Genomic DNA, 20,254 nt, shown 5'->3' with positions numbered 1-20,254 from the left:
GGCGATACCGTGTGGGGGTGAAGTATGCGAACGCGCTCCTCGACCTCATCGGCAACACTCCCCTGCTCCGGCTGTCCACCTCGCTGGGTCCCGAGCTGGCGGTCGACCCTGCCACGCCACAGGGTGAGGAGACCGGCCCACTGCTGCTCGCGAAGATCGAGTACCTCAACCCCGGCGGGTCCGTGAAGGACCGCATCGCCACCCGCATGATCGAGGCCGCGGAGGCGTCCGGCGCACTGCAGCCCGGCGGCACGATCGTCGAGCCCACATCCGGCAACACCGGCGTCGGCCTGGCGATGGTCGCGCAGGCCAAGGGCTACAAGTGCGTCTTCGTGTGCCCCGACAAGGTCAGCGAGGACAAGCGCAACGTCCTCAAGGCGTACGGCGCCGAGGTCGTCGTCTGCCCCACCGCCGTCGCCCCGGAGCACCCCGACTCCTACTACAACGTCTCCGACCGGCTCTCGTCGCAGCCGGGCGCGTGGAAGCCCGACCAGTACTCCAACCCCAACAACCCGCGCTCGCACTACGAGACCACCGGCCCCGAGATCTGGGAGCAGACCGACGGCCGGATCACCCACTTCGTCTGCGGCGTCGGCACCGGCGGCACCATCAGCGGCATCGGCCGCTACCTCAAGGAGCAGAACCCCGACGTCAAGGTGGTCGGCGCCGACCCCGCAGGCTCGGTCTACTCCGGCGGCAGCGGACGGCCGTACCTCGTCGAGGGCGTCGGCGAGGACTTCTGGCCCGACTGCTACGACCGCACCATCGCCGACCGCATCATCGAGGTCTCCGACGCCGACTCGTTCGCCTTCACCCGTCGGCTCGCCCGCGAGGAGGCGCTCCTGGTGGGCGGTTCGTCGGGCATGGCGGCGTACGCCGCGAAGCAGTTGGCCGCCGAGCTCGCCGGGACCCCCGAGGGCGAGAACGCCGTGATCGTCGTACTCCTGCCAGACTCCGGCCGCGGCTACCTCACCAAGGTGTTCAACGACGAGTGGCTCGGCCAGTACGGCTTCGCCAGCGGTCAGGGCTCGACCGAGAAGACCGTGGGCGAGGTGCTGCGCGGCAAGTCCGGCCAGCTGCCCGACCTCGTCCACACCCACCCCGGCGAGACCATCGCCGAGGCCATCGCGATCCTGCAGGAGTACAGCGTCTCGCAAATGCCCGTCGTGCGCGCCGAGCCGCCGATCGTGGCCGCAGAGGTCGCCGGGTCGGTCTCCGAGCGCACCCTGCTCGACGCCCTCTTCACCGGCACGGCCCGCCTCACCGACCCGGTCGAGGACCACATGTCGCCCGCGCTGCCCACCATCGGCTCCACGGAGCCGGCGCACACTGCTGTCGCGCTGCTCGAGGGCGCCGACGCGCTGCTCGTGCAGGAGGACGGCAAGCCGGTCGGCGTGGTCACCCGCCAGGACCTGCTCGCCTTCCTCGCCCGCCCCTGACCTCGCGGCAGCACGTCAAATCCGTGTGTAGCCGTTGGGTTCGATCCATAGAGTGAGGGACGTGGGGAAAGCAGCAGCAGCTCGCAAGCTGGCCTCTGCCGCGGCGTACGGCGGTGGGGGCCTCTCTGTGCTGGGCGCAGGTCTCTACGGCGTGCTGACGTTCGAGGCGAAGGCCGCGCGCAAGGCCATCGGCCGGCTCGACCGCGAGCCACCCGACTCGACCGGCTGGTACGGCCGCGGCCGACCCGGGCCGGCCATCAAGATCGCGCTGCTGGGCGACTCGAGCGCAGCCGGATACGGGGTGGAGCGGGTCGAGGACACCCCCGGCGCCCACCTGGCCTCCGGCGTCGCGGCCGAGGCCGACCGCCGGGTCTACCTGCGCCACGTCGCGGTCGTCGGCGCCAAGTCGACCCAGCTGGAGACACAGGTCGACCGCATCCTGCCGATGCAGGCCGATGTCGCGGTGATCCTCGTCGGCGCCAACGACGTGACGCACAAGCTGCTGCCGTCGCAGTCGGTGCGCTACCTCGGTGAGGCCGTACGTCGCCTCGTCGAGGCCGGCACGGCCGTGCTCGTGGGCACCTGCCCCGACCTCGGCACCATCCGGCCGATCGCGCCGCCGCTGAAGCAGGTGGCGCGTGAGTGGTCGCGACGGCTGGCCGCGGCGCAGGCCATCACGGTCGTCGACGCGGGCGGACGCTCGATCTCGCTCGGCTCGATCCTCGGGCCGGAGTTCGACGCGGCGCCGGCGCTCTTCTTCGGCCCAGACCAGTTCCATCCGTCGGCAGACGGCTACCGTTCGCTGGCCGGAGTGCTCATCCCCTCGACGCTGGCCGCCCTCGGCCTCGGGCCGGATGAGGCCGCGGCGCCCGACCCGCAGCGCGGCGAACGCGTGATGCCGGTCGCCGCCGCCGCCGTGCGAGCCGCCCGCAACCCGGGCACCGAGCTCGACGGCACCGAGCTCGGCGGGTCCCAGAAGGGGCTGCGTGGCCGCTGGGTGGAGCTGCGCCACCGACGTCGTCAGCCGTCGGCAGAGACGACCTCGCCCGAGACCAGCGAGGTCTCCGTGAGCCGGCAGGGGTAGGGAAAACCCCACCAGAGGTTGGCGGTCTGGACCCATCGAGCGTGGGCGACCGGATCCATAGCGTTGTGGACATCCGATCCGTCCACGAAAGGCCACCTCATGGCTACCGCACTCTCTGTCCGCGACCTGACCCGATCATTCGGCGAGGGTGAGCACGTCGTGCACGCACTGCGCGGCGTCTCGCTCGACCTGCCAGCCGGTAGCTTCACCGCGATCATGGGTCCGTCGGGCTCCGGCAAGTCGACGCTCCTGGCGTGCCTGGCCGGCCTCGACGCCCCCACGTCCGGCAGCGTCACCGTCGAGAGCGACGACGTCACGGGCTGGTCGGAGGCGCGGCGCACCGTGCTGCGCCGCAACCGGCTCGGCATCGTCTTCCAGCACTTCCAGCTGATCCCGTATCTCACCGCCGAGCAGAACGTCGGCCTACCGGTGCGGCTCGCCGGCCGCCGGCCCGACCGGCATCGGGTCATGTCCCTGCTCGACGCGGTCGGCCTCGACGGCCGCGGCGGACACCTGCCCGGCCAGCTGTCGGGCGGCCAGCAGCAGCGCGTCGCCATCGCCCGCGCGCTGGTCAACGAACCCGCCGTGGTGCTCGCCGACGAGCCCACCGGAGCGCTCGACAGTCAGTCGGCGCGCAGCGTGCTCGCGCTGCTGCGCGGTCTCGTCGACCAGGCCGGCCAGACGGTGCTGATGGTCACGCACGACCCCGTCGCCGCGTCGTACGCCGATCGCGTGGTGTTCCTGGTCGACGGCGCGGAAGCCGGCCGGATGACCAGCCCGACGGTCGACGCCGTCGCCACCCAGCTCGCCCACCTCGACGACCTCACCCGTGGCGTGTCGGCATGAGCGGGATGACGATGCTGGCGCGCCGCTCACTGAGCCATCGCAAGCCGGCGTTCCTCGCCACGTTCGTGGCCGTGTTCCTCAGCGCGCTGATGGTGGGCTCGTTCGCCCACCTGGCCGAGATCGCCCTGGGCGACGACGTGCCGGCGGCGAGCCAGGAGGCGCTGCTGACCATGGGCGCCGCCATCGGCGGCTGGGGCGCCGTACTCGCCATCTTCGCCGTCTCCTCCACCCTCTCCGTCGCCGTCCGCGGCCGCGAGACCGAGATCGGCCTGCTGCGCACCATCGGCGCCACCCCGCGCCAGGCCCGCCGCCTGCTGCGGCGCGAGGTGCTGGTGGTGGCCGTGCTCGCGGCGGCCGCGGGGATCGCCCTGTCCTGGCCCACCGGCGCACTTCTGCTGCACGGGGTCCGCGACGCCGGCATGGCGGCCGACACCGTCGAGTTCTCCTTCGGGACGATCGCCGCCGGCACGACCTTCCTTGCCGTGGTGGGGCTCAGCCTCCTCGCGGCCGGTATCGCCGGTCGACGAGTGACCGGTGGCACCGCACGTTCGGCGCTCGCCACCTCCAACGACTCCGCACCCCGGCGCTCGCGCTGGCGCACGCTCGGCGGTGGCTTCCTGATCGTGTACGGCGTCTCGGCCGGTCTCATCACGATCTTCGTCACCGGCGACCTCGAGGACCCCTTCGCCGCCATGTCGACGGCAGGAAGCGCCGGCCTGATCACCGCGGTCGGAGTGGCCGCGTTCGGCCCGTCGATCCTGCGGGCGCTCGCCCGCCCGTTGACACCCCTGCTGGGAGTGGCCGGAGTCAGTGGGCACCTGGCCGCGCTCGGCACCCGCCACCGCAGCCACCTGCTCGGCCCGGTCTTCGGCGCCGCGGCGGTCTTCACCGCGGCCGGCACCAGCGTGCTCATGCTCGTCGGAATCGACAACCGCACCTTCGTGCTGCCCGAAGGGATGGTGCAGTCCGAGGCCGACACGGTGTTCTTGCTCAACAACGTGGTCACCGGCATGATCGCGCTGTTCTGTGCGGTGGTCCTGGTGAACGCGCTGCTGGCGGTCATCGCCGACCGGCGGGCCGAGTTCGGCCGCGTACGGCTGGTCGGCGGCACACCGGGACAGGTCCGTACGGCGGTGCTCATCGAGACCCTTCTCGTCTCGACGCTCGGCGCGATCACCGGCCTGGTCGCCTCGCTGGTGACCGTGGTGCCGTTCTCCATGGTCCGCGACGAGGGTGTCGTGCCCGACGGGCAGCTCTGGCTCCCGGCTGTCATGGCCCTGGTCGCGATCGCCCTCACGGTGACCGCCGGCAGCTTCGCGGTCGCGCGCGCCGTACGGCCTCGGGCACTCGAGGTCGTGGCAGTGTCATGAGCCCGATGGAAGACTGGCCGACGATGACCGATCCGCGCGCGTGGGACCTCGACGAGCTGCTGCGCGTCGACTCGGTGCTGCCCGTGCCGCTCGACGAGGCGGGGTTGCGTAGTCGGCTTGCGCTGACCGGGCTGGCGCTGGTGCACGTGGCGCTCGCGGTCCCAGCGCTGGTGCTCGCGATACTGACCATCCTGTCGGTCGCGCTGGGTCCGCTCGGCATCGGCATTGCGCTGTCCCACCTGGTCGTGCCGGCCACGTCCGGGCTCAACCGGGTGCACCGGCAGCTGTCGGCCAGGGTGCTCGGCATCGAACCCATCGAGGCGTCGTATGCACCGGGCAGCGGGCCGCTGGGCGGTCCGTTCACCTGGCTGCGCGACAAGGCCCGGTGGCGTGACTTCGGACATCTGGCCTTCGCCGCGACGGGCGGGTTCGTGATGTCGGTCGTGGTGGCTGGTCTGCCGGCGCAGCCCATCGTCAACCTGTTCGGGGCGGTGCTCGACGGCGGCTGGGCCTGGTGGGGGCTGTTCCTGCTCAGCGGGCCGGTGGCGCTGGGGATCTGGTGGTCGGTCACGCCTGCGCTGGTGCGGGCCCACGCCCTTGCCACGCGCGGCATCCTCGCGCCGCGGGCCGACGAGCTCGAGCGCCGGGTCGAGGAGGTCACCGCTTCGCGCACCGCCACCCTCGACCACTCCGCCGCCGAGATCCGCCGCATCGAGCGCGACCTGCACGACGGCGCCCAGGCCCGGCTCACCGCGATCGGCATGACTGTGGGGTACGCCGAGAGCGTGATGGCCGACGACCCCGCAGCCGCCTCCCAGCTGATGCGCGAGGCCCGTGAGACGACACTGGCCGCGCTGGAGGACCTGCGGGCGCTGGTGCGCGGCATCCACCCGCCGGTGCTGGCCGACCTCGGCCTGAGCGCCGCGGTCGAGAACCTCGCGATGCAGCTGCCGATCCCGATGTCGCTCGACCTCGGCCTCGACGGGCACCCGCCGGCACCGGTGGAGTCGGCGGTCTACTTCGCCGTCGCCGAGTGCCTGGCCAACAACATCAAGCACGCCGACGCCAGGCGCGGGTGGGTGCGCTTCGACCACGACGGCACCCGGCTGCGCGTCGTGTGCGGCGACGACGGCCACGGCGGCGCCGACACCGCGCGGGGCACCGGGCTCGCCGGTGTCGCCCGGCGGCTCTCCGCGTTCGATGGCACCATGACCGTGGACAGCCCCGTCGGGGGGCCGACCGTGATCACCATGGAGGTGCCGTGCGCGTTGTCATCGCGGAGGACCAGGCCCTCCTCCGGGACGGTCTGATCCGCATCCTCGAAGGCAACGGCTTCGACGTCGTCCATGCCGTCGGCGACGCGCCGTCGCTCGACACCGCGCTCGACGATCCCGACATCGACGTCGCGGTGCTCGACGTCCGCCTGCCGCCCGGTCATGCCACCGAGGGCCTCGTGGCGGCGACGCGCGTGCGCGCGGCCAGGCCGGCGTTCCCGGTGTTGGTGCTGAGCGCCCACATCGAGCCGGGCTACGCCCGCGGCCTCCTCGCCAGCGGCGAGGGCGCGATCGGCTACCTGCTCAAGGACCGCGTCGTCGACGTCGGCAGCTTCGTCGACGCCGTACGCCACGTGGCTTCCGGCGGCACGGTGCTCGACCCCGAAGTGGTCGCGGCCCTCCTGGCCCGGGCCGATCGTCGTACGCCGGTCGGCAGGCTCACTCCCCGCGAGCGGGAGGTCCTCGGGCTGATGGCGGAAGGCCGCTCCAATGCGGCGATCGCTGCCGCGATGGTCGTGACCGAGAAGGCCGTCGGCAAGCACTCCAACAACATCTTCACGAAGCTCGACCTGCCGATGGCACCCGACGACAACCGCCGGGTGCTCGCCGTACTCGCGTGGCTCCAGGAGTCGAACTGACCAGAAATGACCACCGGCCCGCCTCCCACTCAGGGGAGGCGGACCGGTGTCGATCGTGGTGGGTCAGTCCTGGCTGAAGATCGCCAGGATGCGAAGCAGGTTGGTGTAGATCCACACCAGGCTGACGGTGAGGCCGAAGGCCGCACGCCACGACTCGCGCTCGGGGAGACCGGCAGCGATGCCGTTCTCGACGTAGTCGAAGTCGAGGATCAGCATGAAGATGCCGAGCACCAGGCCGACGACGGCCATGACCAGGCCGAGCGTGCCGAAGCCGAACAGGCCGGTCGTCACGCCGAACATGCTCAGCACGAACGACAGCAGGCCGAGGCCCACCATGCCGAACATGGCCGCGACCACGAAGATGCGGAACTTCTGGCCTACCTGGATGTTGAAGATCTTGTACGCCGCGAGCGTGCCCGCGAATGCCGCGAACGTGCCCACGACTGCGCCCGTCACGACGCCGGCGCCGGCGTAGGACTCGAAGAACTTGCTCAGCGCACCGAGGGCGACACCCTCGACGGCGGCGAAGAGCAGCACCAGCGGCGGGCTGACCACGCGCTTGAACGAGTTGACCATCGAGAGCCCGAAGGCGCCGAGGGAACCGATCGTCATCAGGGCGATGGCGCGCTGGTAGTTGTCCTCGTTGACGAACCCGTTGCCGGCCGCGACGTCACCGATGAACCACCAGGTGATGGCTGCGGTGACCATCACGACGGCGAGCGAGATGCCGGTCGCCTGGACCACCGAGTCGATGGTCATCCGACCGCCGGAGCGCTCGTCGGTGGGCGTGCCGGTGCCCCAGGTGGAGGGGTCGGAGCTGCCCTGGACGGACGAGCCGCCCGGGTAGGTCTGGTTGCCGTAGGCGTTGGTGCTGGCGCGGTTGAACTCTTCGGTTCGCGCGAACACGGGGTTGTTGCTCTTCATGGTCTCCTCCTTGGAGGCCGTCCTGCTGAAAGCCGTCGTGGTGACGACTGCTGGGTCCACTCTATGCGGGCTCGCTGATTCCAACGCCCGACGGTAGGGCGGTGTTCCCGTGAAACCTGTGATGGTCCTGAGTGGATCGAGGGGTGCCCCGGGTGGGGGTCGAACCCACACTGAACGGCTTTTAAGGCCGCCTCCTCTGCCGGTTGGGATACCGGGGCAGGCGCTCATCCTCCCAGTGCGCGCGCCCGGCCGAGCACGTCATCCAGCATTTCCGGCGTGAGTCGGCCGGTGAACGTGTTGTGCTGGCTCGGGTGGTAGCAGCCCAGCAGGGTCAGGTCGCCGATGGTCACCTCGGCCCCGTGCGCGAACCGCGGCTTGGGTCTCGGCACCTCCATCCCGGCTCCGGCCAGCGCTCGCAGGGCGCCGTCCCAGCCGTACGCGCCGAGGGCCACGACGGCCCGGAGTCCCGGGGCCACCAGCGCGATCTCGCGGTTGATCCAGGGCGCACAGGCGTCGCGCTCGTCCGTCGTCGGCTTGTTGTCCGGTGGCGCACACCGCACCGTGGCGACCATCCGGGCACCGACGAGGCGCTGTCCGTCGCCCGCGTGGACGCTGGTCGGTTGCGTCGCCAGTCCGACGCGGTGCAGGCTCGCGAAGAGCCAGTCGCCGCTGCTGTCGCCGGTGAAGACGCGGCCGGTGCGGTTGCCGCCGTTGGCGGCGGGCGCGAGGCCGACCACGAGCACGCGGGGGTCGTCGGTTCCCCAGCCGGCGATCGGCCGACCCCAGTAGGGCTGGTCGGCGAACGACGCCCGCTTGTCGCGCGCGACGTCCTCGCGCCACCGCACCAGGCGCGGACAGGCCGAGCAGACGCTGACCCGCGCATCGAGCTCGGCAAGATCAGGCGTCGCCGCCAGACGTCGTACGCCGCCGGCGGAGCGCGCCACCAGCGTGTCCGTGGCCGCCGGGTCCTCGGGCCAACCCGTGCCCGGCGGCACCGGTGACGGGAACGGATGACCGGTCAGGGGGTGGGGCAGGTCGACCGTCACGTGCTCAGTCTGCGATCGACCAGGCGATGCCGTCGAGGATGTCGGCCTCGGAGACCACCATCGTCTCGACACGGGTACGCCGCAGGATGCGCGAGAGGATCAGCGCCCCGGCGTCGATCACGTCGGCCCGGCCGTGCGCCATGTATGGCAGTGCCAGGCGTTCGGAAACCGTCAGCCCGACCAGCCGGTCGACGTACGTGTGCACGCCGGCCACCGGGATCACTGCCTGGTCGGTCTGGGCGGCGTCGTACGCCGGCAGGTCGAGCACGCCGCTCGCGACGGTGATGATGCTCCCCGCCACCCCGACGACGGTGGCCGCGGCGGCAGGGTCGACCGGACACGCGTCGAGCGCCGCGTCGATGTCGGCGACGCAGGCGGCCAGCTCGGCCGCGGTCGGGGGGTCGGAGTGCAGGTGCCGCTCGTGGAGGCGGACCGAGCCGATGTCCATGGAGTACGCCGCGTCGGGCGCGTGGTGGCCGAGGATCAGCTCGGTCGACCCACCGCCGATGTCGATCACCAGCACGGGCGGCGTCGCGACGTCACGCAGATTGCGGACGGCCCCGCCGAACGCCAGCGCGGCCTCTTCGTCGCCCGACAAGACCTCGGGCAGCACGCCCAACCGGGCCTGCACTCCTTCGGCGAAGACCGACGCGTTGGTGCTGTCACGGGTCGCCGAGGTGGCGCAGAACCGCAGCCGGGTCACGTCATGGGCGGCAATCAGCACGGCGTACTCGTCGATCGCGGCGAAGGCCCGCTCGAGAGCGTCGTCTGCCAGCCTGCCGGTCGCGTCGACACCCTGACCGAGCCGCACCATCCGGGTCTCTCGCACGGCCACGTCGGGCAGGTCGCCGATGAGCAGCTTGATGGTGTTGGTGCCGCAGTCGATGGCGGCGATCATGCGTCGGCCGAGACGCACGGCCCTTCGGCCCACCACTCGCCCAGGAGGTCGAGCACCTCGTCGCCGAAGGGGTTGACGCCGCGACCCTGCGCGAGCGCCTGGCCGGCCAGCACGTGCAGGCACTTCACCCGGTCGGGCATGCCGCCGGCGGAGGTGCCCTCGATCTCGGGTACGTCGCCCAGCTCGGCTCGCGCGGCGAGGTACCGCTCGTGGGCCGCCCGGTAGGCAGCAGCGAGGTCGGGATCGTCAGCGAGCCGGGCCTGCATCTCCTTCATCAGCCCGCTGCCCTCGAGCGTGCCGATGCGAGAGGCCGCGCGCGGGCAGGTGAGGTAGAAGGTCGTCGGGAACGGCGTGCCACCGGGCAGCCGCGGCTCGGTCGTGACGACGTCGGGGTTGCCGCACGGACAACGGTGGCCCACGCCGTGGATCGCCCGCGGAGCCCGGCCGAGCTGTGCCTGAATTGTGGCCTCGTCGTCCGCGTCGATCATGGGTCGATCACTCGTTGGCGCCGATCTTCTCCGCGGGACCCTTGCCGACCTTGGGTGGGTGACCGGCGAGCTCCACCGAGGCCCAGGCGTCGTCCCACCAGGCCTTCGGCTCGGTCTTCACGACCTCGTCGGGGTCACTCAGCTCGGCGTTTGCCTCGAGGGGCTCGCCCTTCGCGTCGAGCACCACGAAGCCGGTCTCGCCCGGCATCAGGTAGCCGAAGTGCGCGCGGGCCTGCGCCTCGACGTACGCCGGGTCCTGCCAGCGCCGCTTCTCGCGCTCGAGCTCGTTGATGCTGGTCTCGCGCTCGGCGATCGCGCTCTTGAGGTCGCTGATGTGCTCGCGCTGCTGGAGGTATGCGCGCATCGACGACGCATAGGACACGACGAGCACCGCCAGCACGAGCACGAGCACGGCGGCACGACCCGTCAGCCGCGGCCGTCGCCGACCAGGGGCCAAGGGTGCCGCGGGGATCGGTCGCGCAGGAGGCGTCGCCGCCGGCGCAGAGCTGGCAGACGGCGCGGTGGAGCGGGCGCGCGGGCTGTCGCGCTGCCCGGGTCGCCTGCTGCCGCCGGGACCGCCCCGGGGAGTACGTCGTTGCTGTGCCATGTCTGACTAAGGATGACCGATTCAGCCGGTGAAACGCGGGAAGGAGCCTCGCCCGGCGTAGCGCGCCGCGTCGCCGAGGACGTCCTCGATGCGCAGCAGCTGGTTGTACTTGGCCACCCGGTCGGAGCGCGCCGGGGCGCCGGACTTGATCTGGCCACAGTTGGTGGCGACGGCCAGGTCGGCGATCGTGGTGTCCTCGGTCTCGCCGGAGCGGTGGCTCATCATGCAGGTGAAGCCGCTGCGCTGCGCGAGCGCGACCGAGTCGAGGGTCTCGGTGAGCGAGCCGATCTGGTTGACCTTCACCAGCAGCGAGTTGGCCTGGCCGCCGGTGATGCCGCGCTGAAGCCGCTCGACGTTGGTGACGAAGAGGTCGTCGCCGACGAGCTGGGTGAGGCCACCCAGGCGGTCGGTGATGGTCTTCCAGCCGTCCCAGTCGTCCTCGTCGAGGGGGTCCTCGATGGAGACGATGGGGTACGACGCGACGAGGTCGGCGTAGTAGTCGATCATCTCGGCCGAGGTCTTCTTCTTGCCCTCGAACGTGTACTTCTTCTTGTCGTGGAACTCCGACGCCGCCACGTCGAGCGCGAAGACGATGTCCTTGCCGACCTTGAGCCCGGCGCCCTTGACTGCCTCGGAGATCAGGTCGAGCGCGTCGCGGTTGGACGGCAGGTCGGGGGCGAAGCCGCCCTCGTCGCCGACACCGGTGGACAGCCCCTTCTTCTTGAGCACGGACTTGAGCGAGTGGTAGACCTCGGCACCCTGCTGCAGCGCCTCGCCGAACGTGGCCGCACCGATCGGCGCGATCATGAACTCCTGCACGTCGACGTTGCTGTCGGCGTGCGCGCCGCCGTTGAGGATGTTGAGCATCGGCACCGGCAGGACGTGCGCGTTGGGGCCACCGACGTATCGGAACAGCGGCAGGCCGGCGGAGTCGGCGGCGGCCTTCGCCACGGCGAGCGAGACGCCGAGGATCGCGTTGGCGCCGAGGTTGGCCTTGTTGGGCGTCCCGTCCAGGTCGATCATCGCCTGGTCGACCAGTCGCTGGTCGTCGGCCTCGAGGCCGAGCATCGCAGGGCTGATCTTCTCGACGACACCGGCCACTGCCTTGGCAACGCCCTTGCCGCCGTACCTCTTGGTGCCATCACGCAGCTCCACGGCCTCGAACGCGCCGGTCGAGGCACCCGAGGGCACCGCTGCTCGGCCGAAGGATCCGTCGTCGAGGAGCACCTCGACCTCGATGGTGGGGTTGCCGCGCGAGTCGAGGATCTCGCGTGCGCCGACTGCTTCGATGGATGCCACGGTGTGCTCCTGGGGGTGTCAGGGAAGTCTTGGACGAGCGCGTCGCAGCCTATCGGCCCTCCGGTTCGGCGCGCTCCGGGCACCTGCGGGCGTGGACGGCGCCGGTCCCGAGGACCGGCGCCGTCACTTCTGGATCAGCGGCACAGGATCTTCTTTTCGGCCCGCGCCTCCGAGCGCCACTGTGCGCACTTCCTGCCATCACCCAGGTCGAGGACCTCAGCGATCTCGGGCTCGACGATGACCGAGGGGGCCGGAGCTCGGTCCCCGATGTCGTTCGTCGGATGGTCAGCCTTGCGGTCGCGGCGTTCGTGGCCCTGTGCAACGCGATCGCCTGCGCGCAGCTCGCGATGACCTACCCCACCTCGGGCGGCACCTAGGTCTACGGCCGCGAGGTCCTCGCGCCGTAGTGGGGCTTCCTCGCCGGGTGGGGCTTCGTGGTCGGCAAGACCGCGTCGTGTGCGGCCATGGCGATGACGTTCGCGGCGTACGCCGTCCCGGGTACGCCGTGGCTCCGGCACGCGGCGGCGGGCGCTGCCATCGTCGTACTCGTGCTCTTCTTCGACCTGCGTGGCGCGATCGGGTTCTCGAGCTGCGGGGTTCTGGTCTACTACGCGGTCGCCAACGCGGCGGCGTTCCGGCAGCCGAGCGTCCCAACGGCGCTGGCCACGGGCGCTCAATGTGGTCGGCCTGCTCGGCTGTCTCGTCCTCGTGGCCACGCTGCCGGCGGTGTCGGTGGTCGCGGGGGTCGACGTCCTCGTCGTGGGAGTGGCGGGGAGATGGCTTGTACGTTTGCGAGATGCGCGCCAAGCCTGACCGTCCCGGACCCGGCCAGGAGTCGGTCTGGGACTACCCGCGACCGCCCGCGCTCGTGACGAGCGACGCGCTGGTCGGGATCGTGCTCGGTGGCGTGACGATCGCCAGCACGCGCCGGTCGCTGCGGGTGCTGGAGACCAGCCACCCGCCCACGTTCTACGTGCCCGCGGTCGACTTCGTCGACGGTGTGCTGGTGCCGGTGAGCGGCTCGACGTTCTGCGAGTGGAAGGGCGCCGCGTCGTACTTCGACCTCGTCACGCCCGACCGCACCGCGCCCCGGGCGGGCTGGACCTACCCGACACCGACCCGTGGCTTCGAGGCGCTGGTCGACCACGTCGCGGTGATGCCGTCGCTGGTCGACCGCTGCGTCGTCGACGGCGAGGTGGTGCGGCCGCAGGCCGGCGGCTTCTACGGCGGCTGGATCACCGACTCGGTCGCCGGGCCGTTCAAGGGCGAGCCGGGCACGCACGGCTGGTAGCTACAGCCGACGTCGTACGGCGTCGCGCAGGGCCTGCTCGGGATCCACGCCGTCGGCGCGCGCCTCGGCCACCAGGGCCAGCAACCGCTCACCGAGATCCGGCGACGCCGCCACCGTGACGGGGTCGCCAGCTCGCGTGAGCCGGTCGAGCACCTTGTCTGCGTAGAGCAGCGCCGGCAGCCCGGGCGGGATGCCGTCGGTGACGAACTCCCGCTTCTTCTCGGCCGCCTTCACCGACTCCCACAGCGTGTTGACCTCCGCCGGCGTCATCGCGCCGTCACGCTCGGTGCCGAAGACGTGCGGGTTGCGGCGCACCATCTTCTCGATGATGCCGCCGGCGACGTCGTCGATGGTGAAGTCGCCGGACTCCTCGGCGATCACGGCATGGAAGTAGATCTGGAGCAGCAGGTCACCGAGCTCCTCACGCAGGTGCTCGGGGTCACCGCTGTCGATGGCCTCTAGGGTCTCGTGCGACTCCTCGAGCAGGTAGCGCGCCAGCGACCGGTGCGTCTGCGACTGCTTCCACTCGCACTCGGCGCGCAGCCGGCGCATCACCTCGAGGAACTCGACGAGGGACGCGCCGGAAGCGGACATGAGCGGGTCAGCCGCAGCGGTGGCCGCGCGGCAGGCTGCGCGCGTAGACCGGGTCGGGCTCCTCGGCGAGGCCGGACTTCGCGGCATCGCTGACGGCGACCGAGAGGTTGGTGTCGGCCGGCACGATCTGCCCCTCGACGACCGCGAGGCCGTAGCGTGGGTCGACGTCGATCGGGTGCTGGTCGGGCCACGAGATGAAGAGGTCCCGACCGCGCTGGGTGATCGCCTCGACGGTGGGCTCGGCGATGCCGTCCTCGGTGAGCGACGCACGGCCGACGGCGTCGACCACGCCGTTGATCAGCGACTCGGCCGACATCACCTCGACGTAGTCGGCGCGGGTGTCCTCGGGGAATGCCTTGGCCGTCTCCGTCAGCTGACCGACCTGGCTGGAGTACTCGTCGCCCGGCTTCACGTCGTACGACGCGGCGAGCTGGCGTGCCTGCGATGACGCCGCGAGCAGGCTGACCACGAACTGGCGCACCTTGCCCAGCGCGGCCACGTTGCCCGAACCGCGCAGGTCGGGCTCGATCGAGGTGCAGATCGCCGAGGTGGCGTGGTCGACCTGGCTCACGGTGATCTGCTCGCCGTCGACGTCGGCCGCGACACCGGGCGAGGCGCTGCCCGCACAACCGGACAGCATGGCCCCTACGGAGACGGTGGCCAGCGCGGCAACCAGGTGACGACGGAACGTGCTCACGATTTCTCCTTGACTGGGGCTGCATCGGGCGGGTCGAGGACCGTGTCGATCACCGCACGGGCCCATTCAAGCAGGGCGCGCCCGGTGCCTGCCGCCGACCCGACCGGTCGCGGCACGAGCACCGCGCCGAGCTGGGTGAGCACCCGGCTCTGCGGGTACAGGCGCTGTAGGCGTACGACGCGGGAGTCGGGCAGGTCGACCGGTGCGAAGCGCATGTTCTTGCCGGCCAGGCCGATCTCGTGCAGCCCGGCCTGCCGGGCGCGGGCGCGGAAACGCGCGACCAGGAGCAAGGTCTCGACGACCTCGGGCGGCTCGCCGTACCGGTCGACGAGCTCCTCGCGGATCCCGTCGACGTCCTCGTCGCCCCTGGCCTCCGACATGCGCTTGTACATCTCGAGCCGCAGCCGCTCGCTGGAGACGTAGTCGTGCGGCAGGTGGGCGTCGACGGGCAGCTCGATGCGGACCTCGCCGGCGTCCTCGGGCTCCTCCTCGCCGCGGAACTGCGACACCGCCTCGCCGACCAGGCGGACGTAGAGGTCGAAGCCGACATCGGCGATGTGGCCGGACTGCTCGCCGCCGAGCAGGTTGCCTGCGCCACGGATCTCGAGGTCCTTCATGGCGATGGCCATGCCGCCACCGAGGTCGGAGTGCTGGGCCAGCGTCGCGAGGCGTTCGTGGGCGGTCTCGGTGAGCGGCTTCTCGGCCGGGTAGAGGAAGTAGGCGTAGGCCCGCTCGCGGGAACGACCGACCCGGCCACGCAGCTGGTGCAACTGAGAGAGGCCGAGGGTGTCGGCGCGCTCGATGATCATGGTGTTGGCGTTGGAGACGTCGAGGCCCGACTCGACGATGGTGGTGCACACGAGCACGTCGAAGCGCTTCTCCCAGAAGTCGAGCATCACCTGCTCGAGCTGGTGCTCCCCCATCTGGCCGTGCGCCGTCGCCACCCGGGCCTCGGGCACCAGCTCGCGCAGCTTGGCGGCGGCCTTCTCGATGCTCTGCACCCGGTTGTGGATGTAGAACACCTGGCCCTCGCGCAACAGCTCGCGGCGTACGGCGGCGACGACCTGGCGGTCCTCGTAGGCGCCGACGTAGGTCAGCACCGGGTGCCGTTCCTCGGGCGGAGTGGTGATCGTCGACATCTCCCGGATGCCGGTGACCGCCATCTCGAGCGTCCGCGGGATCGGCGTCGCACTCATCGCGAGCACGTCGACCGACGTGCGCAGCCGCTTCATCTGCTCCTTGTGCTCGACACCGAACCGCTGCTCCTCGTCGACGATGATCAGCCCGAGGTCCTTCATCTTGATCTCGCCGCTGAGCAGCCGGTGGGTGCCGATGACGATGTCGACGGTGCCGTCGGCAAGGCCGGCGATGACCTCGCGGGCCTCCTTGTCGGTCTGGAAGCGACTGAGTCCCTTGAGCACGACGGGGAAGCCGCTCATCCGCTCGGAGAACGTCGAGAAGTGCTGGGTCACCAGCAGCGTGGTCGGCACGAGCACGGCGACCTGCTTGCCCTCCTGCACCGCCTTGAACGCCGCGCGCACCGCGATCTCGGTCTTGCCGTAGCCCACGTCGCCGCAGACGAGCCGGTCCATCGGGACCGTACGACGCATGTCGGCCTTGACCTCGTCGACCGTGGTGAGCTGGTCGGGCGTCTCATGGAACGGGAAGGCGTCCTCGAGCTCGCGCTGCCACGGGGTGTCGGGGCCGAAGGCGTAGCCCTTGGTGGCCTGCCGGGCGGCGTACAGCTTGATCAGCTCGGCGGCGATCTCGCGGACCGCCTTGCGGGCACGGGCCTTGCGCTTGGTCCAGTCGGCGCCGCCGAGGCGGTCGAGGCTGGGCGACTCGCCGCCGACGTATCGGGTGACCTGGTCGAGGGTGTCGGCAGGCACGAAGAGCCGGTCCGGCGGGGCACCACGCTTGGCCGCGCCGTACTCGAGGACGAGGTACTCGCGGATCGCGCCCTGGATCTCGCGCTGCTTCATCTCGACGAAGCGGCCGACGCCGTGCTTCTCGTGCACGACGTAGTCGCCGGCGGTCAGCTCGAGCGGGTCGATCTGCTTCTTGCGACGGGCCGGCATCTTGCGCATGTCGCGCGTGGACGCCTTCTGGCCGGACAGGTCGTCGCCGGTGATGACGGCGAGACGGAGGTTCGCATCGACGAACCCGTGGCTGAGGCAGCCGGTGGAGACCGTGACGACGCCGGGGGTGTGGTCGCCGTCGGTTGTCAGCCGGGCCGCGATGTCGTGCTCGCCGAGCACCTCGACGAGGCGCTGCGCGGGCCCGTGTCCCTGGTGCACGATCACGACGCGGAAGCCGTCGCCGAGATAGCCCCGGATGTCGGCGATCGCGCGCTCGAGGTCGCCGCGGTAGCTCTCGGCCGGTAGCGCCGCGATGGTGCGCGACTCGACGGCGCCGACGCGCACGTCGATGTCGAGCTCGGCCAGGTCTGCGGTGTCGCCCAGCCCGAACGGGCTCATCGACCACCAGGCCAACGCCCGCGCGATGGTGTGCTCACGGACGTCGGCGATCGAGCGGTACGACGCCGCGCCGAGGTCGATGGGAGCGATGCCGCCGCTCGCGGCCGCTGCCCAGCTCGCGCCGAGGAACTCGTCGCTCGTCGCGACCAGGTCGTGGGCGCGGGAGCGGACCCGCTCGGGGTCGAGCACGAGCACGTGCGTCTTCTCGGGCAGCAGGTCGACGAGCAGCTCCATGTCGTCGACGAGCACGGGTGCGAGCGACTCCATGCCCTCGACCGCGATGCCGGCGGCCATCTTGTCGGTGAGCTCGAGCAGCGTGGGGTGGGCACGGCCCAGCTCGGCCGCGCGGCGTCGTACCTCCTCGGTCAGGAGCAGCTCGCGGCACGGGGGCGCCCAGAGCCGCTCGACGGGCTCCAGGGTGCGCTGGTCGGCGACCGAGAACGTGCGGATCTCCTCGACGTCGTCGCCCCAGAACTCCACCCGCAGCGGGTGCTCCTCAGTCGGCGGGAACACGTCGACGATGCCACCGCGCACCGCGAACTCGCCGCGCTTCTCGACCAGGTCGACCCGCGAGTACGCCGCGTCGGCGAGGCCGCGGACGACGTCCTCGAGCGCCAGTGTCTGGCCGGGCACCAGCTCGACCGGCGCGAGATCGGCCAGCCCCTTGACCTGCGGCTGGAGGATCGAACGCACGGGGGCGACCACGACCTGGAGCGGTCCGTTGGACGCGTCGGAGCCGGGGTGCCGGAGGCGGCGGAGCACAGCCAGCCGGCGGCCGACGGTGTCGCTGCGCGGACTGAGGCGCTCGTGCGGCAGCGTCTCCCAGCTCGGGTAGTAGCCGATCGTGGTCGGGTCGATCAGGTCGCCGAGCTCGACGACGAGGTCCTCGGCCTCGCGGGTGGTCGCGGTGACGACCAGCACCTGCCGGCCGGCGTCGACGAGCCCGCGCACGATGAACGGGCGCAGCGCGGCGGGACCGGTGAGGTCGAGCCCCGAGACGCTGCCTTCGTGGGCGTCGGTCACCGACTCGGCCAGCACGGGGTCGGCCAACACGGCAGGGACCAGCGCCTCCAGGGCGGGGCTCAGGCTCACGGACTCACTCTCGGGCTGGGAACACAACACGACAGCCCCCGGCCACGAAAGGCAGGGGGTGTGGGCCCAGTCTACGGCGCGCTGCGCGGCGTCCTTGCTTCGCGGGCTTGCTTCGAGGGCTTGCTTCGAGGGAGCGTCAGGCGGTGACGAGCCCCGGCCGCGCCGCGGGCAGGCCGGGCGCCAGCTGCGGGGTGCACGTGCAGCTGTCGGAGCACGGCAGGTAGGAGTGCATCGCGTGTCCGCAGGAGTAGCAGGGTCGGTCGTGCGACAGGTGACGAGTGCGCGTCGCCCCGTTGCTGGTATCGGCCGTGTTCCTCATGCCTCCATGTTCGGCCGACCCAGCGGTGACTTCAGGGTTCGACACGGATCTGACCCGAATCTGGTCACAACGGACTACTCCGAACCATCCGAAGTGACGACGCCAGTTGCGCCTATGCTGCCGATCATGTGGCGTCGCGCGGTTGCCGTGGTCGTGGGGCTCGTCGCGATCTCTGCCCCGCCGGCAATCGCGGCAGCCGACGTGGCCCTTCCTGATCCCGCGAGCGACTGGGCCTACCAGATCGGCGGGGCGTCCACCCCCGCCGCAAGCGTCGGCACCGTGTCGCGCGATCGGAGCGAGCCACCCGCACCCGGCGCGTACAACGTCTGTTACGTCAACGCCTTCCAGGCCCAGCCGGGTGAGCGGGCGTTCTGGCGGTCACCGGCACACTGGCAGCTCGTCCTCAAGCAACACGGGCGGCCAGTCGTCGACGGCGCCTGGGGCGAGTGGCTGCTCGACACCCGCACCCGCTCGAAGCGGGCCCGCATCGCCCGCATCGTCGGCCGCTGGATCGACGGCTGCGCTCGCGACGGCTTCGCCGCCGTCGAACCCGACAACCTGGACTCGTGGTCGCGTTCCCGTGGCCTGGTCGACCCCGCCGACAACGTGTCCCTGGCCCGGCTGCTCGCCGTCCGGGCACACCGGAACGGCCTCGCCATCGCCCAGAAGAACGCCGCCGGGCTCACCGGCCGCGGCCCTGGGATCGGCTTCGACTTCGCGGTGGCCGAGGAGTGCGGCCGGTACGACGAGTGCGGGCGGTACGCCGCGGGGTACGACGATCGCGTGCTCGTCGTGGAGTACCGCCGCCAGGACTTCGACGCAGCCTGCCAGGCTTGGGGTGACCGGCTGCCGATCGTGCTGCGCGACCGCGATGTCACGGTCGGTGGCGTCGACGAACGCTGCTGATCGCCTACCCTCGAGATCGTGACCGGACGACGCGCGCTGGGTGCTTGGCTCCTGTGTGCCGCGATGAGCGTGCAGGCGTGCAGCGACAGCGCGCCGGCCTCCGTCGCCGGCGCGACGGAGCGTCCAGCGGCCGCCTCTCCGGCCCAGCCGACCCGGGCCGCGCTGCCGGTGATCCGGCCGGCCCGGTCCGCGCGCGAGGTTGCCGAGCAGATCGTGGCCGCCGAGGACGCCCTGGCCGACCGGGCGACGTCTCCCGACGCGCTTGCCGCGGCCGGGCACCTCCAGCAGCTCGCCTACCGGGAGCTCGGCAGCCGTCCGCGCTGGGACGTCCGCGTGCGCGAGCTGGTGCCGCGCCGGCTGCACCAGCTGGTGCGCGACAACGTCGCGTCCCGGCGCGAGTTCCGGTCGATGCACCCGAGCAGACGCTCCGACCTCAGCGACGAGCTGCCCGCGTGGCGGATCATCGCGCCGGCGCCGATGTCGCGGCTGCGTGCCTTCTCCCGGGAGGCCGAGCGCCGGTCCGGAGTCGACCGGGAGTACCTCGCCGCGATCAACCTCGTCGAGACTGCATTCGGCCGGATCCGGGCCACGTCGACCGCCGGCGCCCAGGGACCGATGCAGTTCCTGCCCGCCACCTGGGCGGCGTACGGCGGAGGAGGCGACATCAACTCGCCCCGTGACTCGATACTCGCCGCGGGTCGCTACCTCGCGGCGAACGGCTTCAACCGGCCGGGAGGCCGGCCCGGTGCGCTCTACCGCTACAACAACTCCTCGGCGTACGTGCGCGGCGTGACACTGCTCGCCGAGGTGATGAAGCGGCGGCCGACGGCGTTCGCCGGCTACTACCACTGGCAGGTCTACTACCTGACCAGCCGCGGGAGCATCCTGCTGCCCGAGGGGTACGTCGCCCGCACGCCGATCCCCGTCGACGACTGGCTGGCCGAGCACCCTTCATAGACGACCAG

Annotated in this window: 19 protein-coding genes and 1 tRNA gene; 9 read left to right on the top strand and 11 right to left on the bottom strand. The window is 71.3% G+C overall.

All coding sequences use genetic code 11. From position 1 onward, the window contains the following. Positions 1 to 17: 17 nt before the first annotated feature. The 6 genes from H4Q84_RS18625 (at position 18) to H4Q84_RS18600 (ending at position 6,651) form a co-directional block, all read left to right on the top strand. Positions 18 to 1,439 (top strand): cystathionine beta-synthase, encoded by a 1,422-nt coding sequence (locus H4Q84_RS18625; protein WP_248580564.1) that lies wholly within the window; start codon positions 18 to 20, stop codon positions 1,437 to 1,439. A 61-nt stretch (positions 1,440 to 1,500) separates the two neighbouring features. Then, entirely contained in the window at positions 1,501 to 2,523 is a 1,023-nt protein-coding gene (locus H4Q84_RS18620; protein WP_248580563.1) for an SGNH/GDSL hydrolase family protein, read from the top strand. Between the two features lie 99 nt (positions 2,524 to 2,622). Beyond that, positions 2,623 to 3,369: an ABC transporter ATP-binding protein gene (locus H4Q84_RS18615; RefSeq protein WP_248580562.1), complete on the top strand. Its 747-nt coding sequence runs from the start codon at positions 2,623 to 2,625 to the stop codon at positions 3,367 to 3,369. Continuing rightward, a complete protein-coding gene (locus tag H4Q84_RS18610; protein WP_248580561.1) occupies positions 3,366 to 4,739 on the top strand; it encodes an ABC transporter permease in 1,374 nt (457 codons plus the stop codon). Before H4Q84_RS18615 ends, H4Q84_RS18610 begins: the two co-directional genes overlap by 4 nt. After that, on the top strand, positions 4,736 to 6,049 hold the full coding sequence (locus H4Q84_RS18605; protein WP_248580560.1) for a sensor histidine kinase: 1,314 nt from the start codon (positions 4,736 to 4,738) through the stop codon (positions 6,047 to 6,049). Before H4Q84_RS18610 ends, H4Q84_RS18605 begins: the two co-directional genes overlap by 4 nt. Further along, on the top strand, positions 6,001 to 6,651 hold the full coding sequence (locus tag H4Q84_RS18600; protein WP_248580559.1) for a response regulator transcription factor: 651 nt from the start codon (positions 6,001 to 6,003) through the stop codon (positions 6,649 to 6,651). Before H4Q84_RS18605 ends, H4Q84_RS18600 begins: the two co-directional genes overlap by 49 nt. Positions 6,652 to 6,714: 63 nt before the next feature. Here the strand turns inward: H4Q84_RS18600 and H4Q84_RS18595 are convergent, their stop codons facing one another. The 7 genes from H4Q84_RS18595 to eno form a co-directional block, all read right to left on the bottom strand. Continuing rightward, positions 6,715 to 7,575, bottom strand: coding sequence for a Bax inhibitor-1/YccA family protein (locus H4Q84_RS18595; RefSeq protein ID WP_248580558.1), 861 nt, complete (start codon positions 7,573 to 7,575; stop codon positions 6,715 to 6,717). A gap of 144 nt (positions 7,576 to 7,719) precedes the next feature. Further along, positions 7,720 to 7,793, bottom strand: a tRNA-Leu gene (locus H4Q84_RS18590). 6 nt (positions 7,794 to 7,799) lie between these two features. Further along, positions 7,800 to 8,621, bottom strand: a complete 822-nt coding sequence (locus tag H4Q84_RS18585; RefSeq protein ID WP_282580264.1) for a uracil-DNA glycosylase — start codon at positions 8,619 to 8,621, stop codon at positions 7,800 to 7,802. 4 nt (positions 8,622 to 8,625) lie between these two features. Beyond that, positions 8,626 to 9,519: an exopolyphosphatase gene (locus H4Q84_RS18580; RefSeq protein WP_248580557.1), complete on the bottom strand. Its 894-nt coding sequence runs from the start codon at positions 9,517 to 9,519 to the stop codon at positions 8,626 to 8,628. Continuing rightward, positions 9,516 to 10,007: a DUF501 domain-containing protein gene (locus tag H4Q84_RS18575; protein WP_248580556.1), complete on the bottom strand. Its 492-nt coding sequence runs from the start codon at positions 10,005 to 10,007 to the stop codon at positions 9,516 to 9,518. The genes H4Q84_RS18580 and H4Q84_RS18575 overlap by 4 nt, the downstream gene beginning before the upstream one ends. 7 nt (positions 10,008 to 10,014) lie before the next feature. Further along, entirely contained in the window at positions 10,015 to 10,614 is a 600-nt protein-coding gene (locus H4Q84_RS18570; RefSeq protein WP_248580555.1) for a septum formation initiator family protein, read from the bottom strand. Between the two features lie 21 nt (positions 10,615 to 10,635). Next, positions 10,636 to 11,913: a phosphopyruvate hydratase gene (gene eno / locus H4Q84_RS18565; RefSeq protein WP_248580554.1), complete on the bottom strand. Its 1,278-nt coding sequence runs from the start codon at positions 11,911 to 11,913 to the stop codon at positions 10,636 to 10,638. Positions 11,914 to 12,709: 796 nt separating this feature from the next. On the opposite strand from eno, the gene H4Q84_RS18560 reads away from it, so the two are divergent. Next, the gene (locus H4Q84_RS18560) at positions 12,710 to 13,204 is read left to right on the top strand and encodes a DUF427 domain-containing protein (RefSeq protein WP_248580553.1); all 495 of its coding nucleotides are present in this window, start codon (positions 12,710 to 12,712) and stop codon (positions 13,202 to 13,204) included. Here H4Q84_RS18560 and H4Q84_RS18555 read toward each other — a convergent pair whose 3' ends face one another. From H4Q84_RS18555 to H4Q84_RS18540, 4 genes are all read right to left on the bottom strand, one after another. Next, the gene (locus H4Q84_RS18555; protein ID WP_248580552.1) at positions 13,205 to 13,798 is read right to left on the bottom strand and encodes a MazG family protein; all 594 of its coding nucleotides are present in this window, start codon (positions 13,796 to 13,798) and stop codon (positions 13,205 to 13,207) included. A gap of 7 nt (positions 13,799 to 13,805) precedes the next feature. Beyond that, complete coding sequence (locus tag H4Q84_RS18550) at positions 13,806 to 14,495, bottom strand: hypothetical protein (RefSeq protein WP_248580551.1); 690 nt, start codon at positions 14,493 to 14,495, stop codon at positions 13,806 to 13,808. Continuing rightward, entirely contained in the window at positions 14,492 to 18,064 is a 3,573-nt protein-coding gene (gene mfd / locus H4Q84_RS18545) for a transcription-repair coupling factor (RefSeq protein WP_248580550.1), read from the bottom strand. Before mfd ends, H4Q84_RS18550 begins: the two co-directional genes overlap by 4 nt. A 136-nt stretch (positions 18,065 to 18,200) precedes the next feature. Next, positions 18,201 to 18,383 carry a hypothetical protein gene (locus H4Q84_RS18540; protein ID WP_248580549.1) on the bottom strand — a complete coding sequence of 61 codons (183 nt, stop codon included), beginning with the start codon at positions 18,381 to 18,383 and terminating at the stop codon, positions 18,201 to 18,203. 126 nt (positions 18,384 to 18,509) lie between these two features. Between H4Q84_RS18540 and H4Q84_RS18535 the strand changes: the two genes are divergently transcribed. Continuing rightward, complete coding sequence (locus H4Q84_RS18535) at positions 18,510 to 19,289, top strand: endo alpha-1,4 polygalactosaminidase (RefSeq protein ID WP_248580548.1); 780 nt, start codon at positions 18,510 to 18,512, stop codon at positions 19,287 to 19,289. A gap of 18 nt (positions 19,290 to 19,307) precedes the next feature. Further along, complete coding sequence (locus H4Q84_RS18530) at positions 19,308 to 20,246, top strand: transglycosylase SLT domain-containing protein (RefSeq protein WP_248580547.1); 939 nt, start codon at positions 19,308 to 19,310, stop codon at positions 20,244 to 20,246. Positions 20,247 to 20,254: the final 8 nt, after the last annotated feature.

Source organism: Nocardioides sp. InS609-2 (assembly GCF_023208195.1).
Classification (GTDB): Bacteria; Actinomycetota; Actinomycetes; order Propionibacteriales; family Nocardioidaceae; genus Nocardioides.
Note: the sequence above shows the minus strand (reverse complement) of the source record. Positions and strands in the feature narration are given on the sequence as shown.

Bases quoted from the DNA above. Each gene is read 5' to 3' on its own strand.
- H4Q84_RS18615 (WP_248580562.1), top strand. From the start codon at position 2,623: ATGGCTACCGCACTCTCTGTCCGCGACCTGACCCGATCATTCGGCGAG.
- H4Q84_RS18610 (WP_248580561.1), top strand. From the start codon at position 3,366: ATGAGCGGGATGACGATGCTGGCGCGCCGCTCACTGAGCCATCGCAAG.
- H4Q84_RS18605 (WP_248580560.1), top strand. From the start codon at position 4,736: ATGAGCCCGATGGAAGACTGGCCGACGATGACCGATCCGCGCGCGTGG.
- H4Q84_RS18595 (WP_248580558.1), bottom strand. From the start codon at position 7,575: ATGAAGAGCAACAACCCCGTGTTCGCGCGAACCGAAGAGTTCAACCGC.
- H4Q84_RS18580 (WP_248580557.1), bottom strand. From the start codon at position 9,519: ATGATCGCCGCCATCGACTGCGGCACCAACACCATCAAGCTGCTCATC.
- H4Q84_RS18575 (WP_248580556.1), bottom strand. From the start codon at position 10,007: ATGATCGACGCGGACGACGAGGCCACAATTCAGGCACAGCTCGGCCGG.
- H4Q84_RS18570 (WP_248580555.1), bottom strand. From the start codon at position 10,614: ATGGCACAGCAACGACGTACTCCCCGGGGCGGTCCCGGCGGCAGCAGG.
- H4Q84_RS18560 (WP_248580553.1), top strand. From the start codon at position 12,710: ATGCGCGCCAAGCCTGACCGTCCCGGACCCGGCCAGGAGTCGGTCTGG.
- H4Q84_RS18555 (WP_248580552.1), bottom strand. From the start codon at position 13,798: ATGTCCGCTTCCGGCGCGTCCCTCGTCGAGTTCCTCGAGGTGATGCGC.
- H4Q84_RS18540 (WP_248580549.1), bottom strand. From the start codon at position 18,383: ATGAGGAACACGGCCGATACCAGCAACGGGGCGACGCGCACTCGTCAC.
- H4Q84_RS18535 (WP_248580548.1), top strand. From the start codon at position 18,510: ATGTGGCGTCGCGCGGTTGCCGTGGTCGTGGGGCTCGTCGCGATCTCT.